Origin of the sequence: Amycolatopsis sp. SID8362 (assembly GCF_010550475.1) — a bacterium.
Classification (GTDB): domain Bacteria; phylum Actinomycetota; class Actinomycetes; order Mycobacteriales; family Pseudonocardiaceae; genus Amycolatopsis; species Amycolatopsis eburnea.
In genome coordinates this window covers 1-6,021 of sequence record NZ_JAAGNB010000913.1, presented here as the reverse complement: position 1 = coordinate 6,021, position 6,021 = coordinate 1, and the positions used below count along the sequence as shown (strand labels likewise).

The 6,021-nt window shown below is 71.9% G+C and carries 9 protein-coding genes; 2 read left to right on the top strand and 7 right to left on the bottom strand.

Translation table 11 applies throughout. The features are described 5' to 3' along the window. The 7 genes from G3I65_RS56570 to G3I65_RS28430 form a co-directional block, all read right to left on the bottom strand. On the bottom strand, window positions 1–426 hold a 426-nt coding region (locus G3I65_RS56570), incomplete at its 3' end, for a hypothetical protein (RefSeq protein WP_203612533.1). Window positions 427–524: 98 nt separating this feature from the next. Continuing rightward, entirely contained in the window at window positions 525–725 is a 201-nt protein-coding gene (locus G3I65_RS56565; protein ID WP_203612532.1) for a hypothetical protein, read from the bottom strand. Window positions 726–1,284: 559 nt separating this feature from the next. Further along, a complete protein-coding gene (locus G3I65_RS28450) occupies window positions 1,285–2,718 on the bottom strand; it encodes an FAD/NAD(P)-binding oxidoreductase (RefSeq protein ID WP_160698832.1) in 1,434 nt (477 codons plus the stop codon). Beyond that, window positions 2,711–2,941 carry a ferredoxin gene (locus G3I65_RS28445; RefSeq protein ID WP_160698831.1) on the bottom strand — a complete coding sequence of 77 codons (231 nt, stop codon included), beginning with the start codon at window positions 2,939–2,941 and terminating at the stop codon, window positions 2,711–2,713. Before G3I65_RS28445 ends, G3I65_RS28450 begins: the two co-directional genes overlap by 8 nt. A gap of 1 nt (window position 2,942) precedes the next feature. Beyond that, the gene (locus G3I65_RS28440; RefSeq protein WP_125315697.1) at window positions 2,943–3,560 is read right to left on the bottom strand and encodes a ferric reductase-like transmembrane domain-containing protein; all 618 of its coding nucleotides are present in this window, start codon (window positions 3,558–3,560) and stop codon (window positions 2,943–2,945) included. Beyond that, a complete protein-coding gene (locus G3I65_RS28435; protein WP_160698830.1) occupies window positions 3,553–4,350 on the bottom strand; it encodes a DUF4142 domain-containing protein in 798 nt (265 codons plus the stop codon). Before G3I65_RS28435 ends, G3I65_RS28440 begins: the two co-directional genes overlap by 8 nt. Then, window positions 4,334–4,930: a hypothetical protein gene (locus tag G3I65_RS28430; protein ID WP_160698829.1), complete on the bottom strand. Its 597-nt coding sequence runs from the start codon at window positions 4,928–4,930 to the stop codon at window positions 4,334–4,336. Before G3I65_RS28430 ends, G3I65_RS28435 begins: the two co-directional genes overlap by 17 nt. A gap of 229 nt (window positions 4,931–5,159) precedes the next feature. Here G3I65_RS28430 and G3I65_RS28425 point away from each other — a divergent pair, with 229 nt between their 5' ends. Together G3I65_RS28425 and G3I65_RS28420 are read left to right on the top strand one after the other, a co-directional pair. Further along, the gene (locus G3I65_RS28425) at window positions 5,160–5,720 is read left to right on the top strand and encodes a sigma-70 family RNA polymerase sigma factor (RefSeq protein WP_125315700.1); all 561 of its coding nucleotides are present in this window, start codon (window positions 5,160–5,162) and stop codon (window positions 5,718–5,720) included. Between the two features lie 7 nt (window positions 5,721–5,727). Continuing rightward, window positions 5,728–6,021, top strand: a 294-nt coding sequence (locus tag G3I65_RS28420; protein ID WP_160698828.1) for a zf-HC2 domain-containing protein, incomplete at its 3' end; no start/stop codon positions are given.

The following is a 6,021-nucleotide window of genomic DNA, read 5'->3' as shown; positions in this document are numbered from 1 at the left end:
CACGACGGCCCGCTCGACCCGCTGGCCGCGCTGCCGCTCGACCCGCTGGCCGCGCTGCCGCTCGACCCGCTGGCCGCGCTGCTGCTCGTCGGCGCGTCGGTCGCGCTGCTCGTCGGGATCGTCCAGGGCCCGGAAGCGGGTTGGGGGAGCGCGGTCGTCGTGACCGGGTTCGCCGCCGCCGCGGTGCTGTTCACCGCCTGGACGCTGCGGGAGCTGAAGGCCGGGCACCCGCTCCTGGACCCCCGGCTGTTCCGGATCGCGGGCCTGCGCAGCGCCTGCCTCGGCCTGACCACGGTCTTCTTCGGCATGTTCGCGCTGTTCTACGTCAACGCCTCGTTCCTGCAGTACGCCAAGGGGTTCGGCGTGCTGGGGACCGGGCTGGGGATCGTCCCGCTGACCGTCCCGATCATCCTCGGCGGACGGCACGTGGGGCAGCTGACCCGGCGCGCCGGCCTCGACGCGACGGTGGCGCTCGCCTTCGCGTTCGTCGGCGGCGGCCTGCTGGGACTGTCCACAAGCGACGCTCAAACGCCGTACGCGCAGTACGCGCAGTACGCGGCTTGGCTCGTGGTCACGGGGATCGGCGTGACGCTGGCACTGCCGACGCTGTCCGGCGTGATCGCCGGGTCGCTGCCGCCCGCGCAGGCCGGCGTCGGCACCGGGCTGCAGGCCACGACCCGCGAGTTCGGCAGCGCGCTCGGCGTCGCCGTCGCCGGCACGGTCATGACCGCGCGATTCGCGGCCGCGTTGCCGCCGGACGCCCGAGGTTCCCGCACCGTCGCGGAAGCGCTGGCCAGGACCGCGCACGCCGGGGACGTCGACGGCGTTCGCCGAAGGCACGGACGCGGGGCTGCGCGTGGCCGGGATCGCGGTGCTGGTCCTCGGCGCATTGGTCGCCGGCGAAGCGTGGCGGCGGCGACCGTCCCGGGAGTTCCCGTTCCCCCGGGACGGCCGTGCACCGGTGCAACCCCGACCGGAGCCGTGACGGCCTTCGCGGCGGCATACCCTTCCACCGCGAAGGCCCCCACGGTTCCGTTTGCCGCGGCGGGGAATCCCGTCACGGCGTCGACCCCGGGCCCCCGCCCGGTGCGCCGGAAGAAGGCCACCCCGGGGGCGTCGGGTTCCCTCGGGATGGCCCTCTCCGGCCCGCCGGGCGCTCTTCGTGCAACGCGAGGCGGGCAGGGGGACGCTGGGGCCGGTCACCACACCGCCCAGCCGCGGAGGGGGCGTGGTGACCGGCATGGGGACGGAAGGCCGCCGCGCGCAGCCCCGCCCCGGCTTTCACTACCTCCCCATCGGGATGGCCATGGTCGGCAGCGCCGCTCCGGGCTGCGCGGCGAACGCCGTGGTCGGCGGGGCCGGCAGGGACTGCGCGGGGAACGCCGTCGTCGGGATGTCGTTGGCGAACTCGCTTTCGAACTCGCGCTCGAAGGCCTGGTGGTCGAAGCCGCTGTCGAACTCGGCCGGTACGTCGGCGGCCAGGGCGGCGACCGACGGCTCGACCACCGGGACCTCCGCGACGGGCGCGGGTTCCGGCTCGGGCACGTAGTCGGGGGCCGGCAGCCGCCGGTCGAGCTCGGCCATCCAGTCGAGCATCGCCCGCGGCTTGTCCCACGCGGAGATGCCGACCAGCCTGCCGTCGCGGATGAACCCGGTGATGCCGTCGGCCAGCGACACGGTGTCCTCGGCCAGCGACGGCATCCCGCACATCTGCAGCCGGGTGTCGTACAGCGTCGACCAGGCGCGGGGGAGCGGGGTGAACGGCTTCGCGCTCGAATGTCCCATCAGCAGGTTGTCCGCCGCGTGCCGCGCCGACTCGACGGCGTTGATCCAGTGCTCGACCCGCCGCGGGGTCTCGTCGAAGCGCAGGTTCGGCCAGCGCGCGATGTCGCCGGCGATGACGACGTCGGAGGCGCCCTCGGCGAACAGCTTCGAGTCGCAGAGCACGCCGTCGCTGATGTCCAGACCGGAGCCGCGCATCCAGTCCACCGACGGGACGCTGCCGATGGCGAGCACGACGACACTGGCGACCAGCAGCTGGTTGTTCGTCAGGTGCAGCCCGACGGTGTCCTTCGTGCTGATCCAGTGCCGCACTTCGCTCTTCATCGCGAGCTTCGCGCGGTGCTCGTGGTGCGCCTCGACGATGCCGCTGGAGACGCGGTCGCCGAAGCGGTGCAGCGGCGCCTTCGCGTGCCCGACCAGGGTGACGTCCCGGCCGATGTGCCGCATGCTCGCGGCGAACTCGTTGCCGATCAGGCCGGCGCCGATCACGACGGCCGGCTTCTTGCTGGCGTGCAGGCAGCGCCGTACCGCCATCGAATCCTCGACCGTGCGCAGGATCCGCACCCGCGGGTCGTGCCGCGGCGAGCCGGGCAGGTGCCGCGGGTAGACGCCGGTCGCGGCGATCAGGCCGTCGTACCAGAGGGATTCGCCGCCGGGCAGGTGCACGACCCGCTCGGTGGTGTCGAGGTGCGTGACCCGCGCGCCGAGGCGCCAGTGCACGTCGAGGTCGGGCAAGTAGTGCGAAAGGCCTACGTCGCTGGGCCGTTCGGTGCCCATCACCAGTGCCTTGGAAACCATCGGCCGGTGGTAGGGCCGGCGCGCTTCGTCGCCGATCAGGACGATCTCGCCGTCGAAGTTCTGTTCCCGCAGGCGTTCCGCGGCACGCAGCCCGGCGACGCCCGCGCCGACGATGACGATCCGGTCGCCGTCAGCCATCGAGGTCCCCTCTCATCACGACCGCCTGCATCGGGCAGCAGCGGGCGGCCATCTTCGCCTGTTCCAGGGTGGTTTCGTCCAGCAGCCGCGTGTGGAAGCGCAGCCGGCCGTCCTGGCCGAGCTCGAACACGTCCGGCGCCTCCATCGCGCAGATGCCGTAGAGCTCGCACCGGTCGTTGTCGACGCTGATCCGGGGCCCGCTGCCGGGCAGACGGAAGGGCATGTCAGGCCACCTGCTCTTCCACGAGTCCGATGCGTTCGAGGGTGCGCGCGGGCATGAACCGCAGCAGCGACACCGTGACCGCCGGGATGAGCAGCGTGATGCCGCCCAGCCAGACGACGGCGAGGTGGCCGTTGGCGATCGAGCCGAACCAGGCGTGCAACGCGGTCAGCGCCACCGCCGGGTACGCGCAGCGGTGCAGCCACAGCCAGCGGCGGTAGGAGGTGAACCGCTGCAGGCCCGCGGTGAGCGCGATGGCGAGCATGACCTCGAAGCCGACGATGCCGGCGATGTGCCTGCCTTCCTGGCCGGCGAGGAACGGGAGGAACAGGTACTGCAGGGTGTACGGCTGGATCGTCAGGTAGAAGAAGCCCAGCGCGTGGATGCCGCCGAAGATCAGCGTCCCGGTCGCCAGCACCATGTGCGAGCTGCGCAGCGCCTTGCGGCCGGTGACCGAGCGCACCCAGCCCGTGGCGGTGAGCACGCCCCAGGTGAGCGTCAGCATCATGGCCGCGTACGACGCCCGTGCGGCGAAGGCGGCGAGCCCGCGGGCCGCCGGGTCCGTCTTGGGCTGGAACTGCTGCGTGAGGAAGATCGTCGCTTCGTGCCAGGTCTCAACCATGGCTGCCCCCGGTTCTCACGGCGGCCGGCCGGCGCGTCGCCCTGGCCCGGCCGCGGTTGCCCTTGATCTGCCGCAGCACGTAGAACAGGCCGCCGCCGACCAGCAGGAACAGCGCTCCCACCACGGCGATCTGCGACGTGTCCAGGCCGAGCGGCTGGCCGACGGGCGCCGCGGTGGTGGAGACGGCCGGGGTGGGCAGCGCGGTGTAGTCGACCATCCCGGTGCTCTCGAGCATCGTCATGTGCCGCAGCACGGCCTGGTTGCCGACGGTCGCGAACGCGCGCACGTCGTCGTTGCGCGTACCGGCGCGCAGCTGCGCGAGGACGGCGAAGACCTGGCCGTGCGCCGCGCGCAGCCGGTTGGCGAAGATGCGGTCGAACTCCGGGCCGGGCGAGGCGTTCATCTCCTCGGCGAGCCAGCCGAGCTGTTCGGCGGAGGGCTGGTCGGGGACCGGCGAGTTCAGCTTCTGCGACAGCGCGCGCGTGGCGACGTCGAGGCGGCCGTGGTCCATCATGATCGCGAAGCCGACGGCCTGGACGGTGGGGCTGCCCTTCTGCATCGCCATCATGCCCGAGGGCATTTCCCAGAGCCCGGCCTGGCGGACCTTGGTCAGCAGCACCGCGTCGGTGTCGGACACGGACGCGGTCTGGGCGGTGGAGGTCACGGCCACCGACGCGAGCAGGGTCAGCACCGCGACCAGCACGAACAGGACGCGGACCAGGGGCCGGGCGCGGTCGGCGGCGGGCCGGAGCGCGAAGTCCGGCCCGGCGAACTCAGACGCCGAAAGCATTCTGCCTCCACTCGTCCTGCGTGATCGTGATCTTGGTGCCGTCCGGCGCGATCGGGTACCAGGCCTGGTCCGCGCCCTGGCCGGAGGTGTCGGCGGGCTCGCTGTCGCCGGCGAAGTGGTACAGCGGCCAGCCGGCCAGGGTGAGCTGCTGGGTGCCGTCGTCCCGGGTGATCTGGCCGATCAGCGACTGGTCGACGTCGACGGGGGCGAGGGTGCCACCGGCCTTGACCGGGATCCACTTCGCCGCGCAGCCGCCGGTGCAGTTCGAGCGCGGGGGGTTCGTCGTGTCGCGGTCGTAGCGGTAGATGGTGAAACCGGTCCCGTCGACGAGCATGAGCCCGAGGTCGAACGTCTTCGCGGCCCTGAGCTGGCTCTTCGCCGGGTCGTTCGGCGCGGCGGTGATGGGCTGCGGCATCGCGATGGTCATCGGGGCCTGCATCCCGGGCATCTGCATCCCGGCGCCGCCGGCGGCGTACCCGCCGGCCGAGGTGGTCGCGGCGCCGGCGGTGCAGGCGGTGAGCAGGGCGAGTGCGGTGAGGCACACGGCGGCGGGGACCGCCGTTCGGGGAATGCGGATCACTGCTCCTCCGGAGGGCATGACTACGCGCTGTACCTTGAGGTGCAACGGAAAAGCGCGCGAAGGATCCACAGTGGACATTTGGTCCGGGGTGGATGCGGAGCGTTGCGGGGGACAACGCCTTGTCGGGGTCTTCGGTAGGGGATACGGACACGGTCCGGAAACGGTTCAAAAAAGTTTCGGGACCGTTTGGTACTGGACGTAGGCCCTTCGGAGCACCAGGATGTCCCGCGTGGGACGGCACACCCGAGCGCTGAGACCCGTTCAAGATCAGGAAGTCGTTGCCGAGTTCAACGACGCCTCCGATGACTTGGCGAAGGCGCTTTACCAGGAGTTCGGCGGGTCGCTGATGGCGTTCGCGCTGCGGCTGACCGGCCACGACCGGCAGTGGGCCGAAGACGTCGTGCAGGAGACCCTGATCAAAGCGTGGCGGAACGCGGACAAGCTCGACCGCCGGCCGGAGATGCTGCGTGCCTGGTTGTTCACGGTGGCCCGGCGTATCGTCATCGACGGCTGGCGCAGCCGCAGTGTCCGGCCCCAGGAGCTCGAGGAGATCGAATCCGACGCGATCGCGGTGTCCGACGAATCGGACCGGACGCTCGCCGCGATGATCGTTTACGAGGCGCTGCAGGGCCTTTCGCCCGAGCAGCGGGAGGCCATCCAGCAGACCTACCTGCGCGATCGGACCGTGAACGAGGTCGCGGCGACCCTCGGCGTACCGCCCGGCACCGTCAAGTCCCGCATCCACCACGCCGTCCGCGCGCTGCGCCGGGCGCTGCGCGAGCGGGGGTGACGTGAGGGTGGCCGGGTCCGCACACACCGATGTCGCCGCGTACGTGCTCGGCGTCCTCAGCGAGGCCGAGAACACCCAGTTCGAAGCCCACCTGATGAACTGCCCGCACTGCCAGCTCGACCTGATCGAGCTCTACCAGCTGCCGGACGTCCTCGACCTGGTCAAGCGCAGCTGGCCGGAACCCCCGATGCCCGCACCGAGCCCGCGCACCCTGGCGCCCGGGCCGCGCGTCCTGCGCGGCCTGATGGAAGAGGCCACGGTGAAGCGCCGCCGCCGCAAGCGCCTCGGCCTGCTGGCCGGC

What these genes read in the sequence shown, in the direction of transcription:
- G3I65_RS28445 (WP_160698831.1), bottom strand. Translation starts at nt 2,941, where the DNA reads ATGCCCTTCCGTCTGCCCGGCAGCGGGCCCCGGATCAGCGTCGACAAC.
- G3I65_RS28440 (WP_125315697.1), bottom strand. Translation starts at nt 3,560, where the DNA reads ATGGTTGAGACCTGGCACGAAGCGACGATCTTCCTCACGCAGCAGTTC.
- G3I65_RS56565 (WP_203612532.1), bottom strand. Translation starts at nt 725, where the DNA reads ATGACCGTGCCGGCGACGGCGACGCCGAGCGCGCTGCCGAACTCGCGG.
- G3I65_RS28450 (WP_160698832.1), bottom strand. Translation starts at nt 2,718, where the DNA reads ATGGCTGACGGCGACCGGATCGTCATCGTCGGCGCGGGCGTCGCCGGG.
- G3I65_RS28435 (WP_160698830.1), bottom strand. Translation starts at nt 4,350, where the DNA reads ATGCTTTCGGCGTCTGAGTTCGCCGGGCCGGACTTCGCGCTCCGGCCC.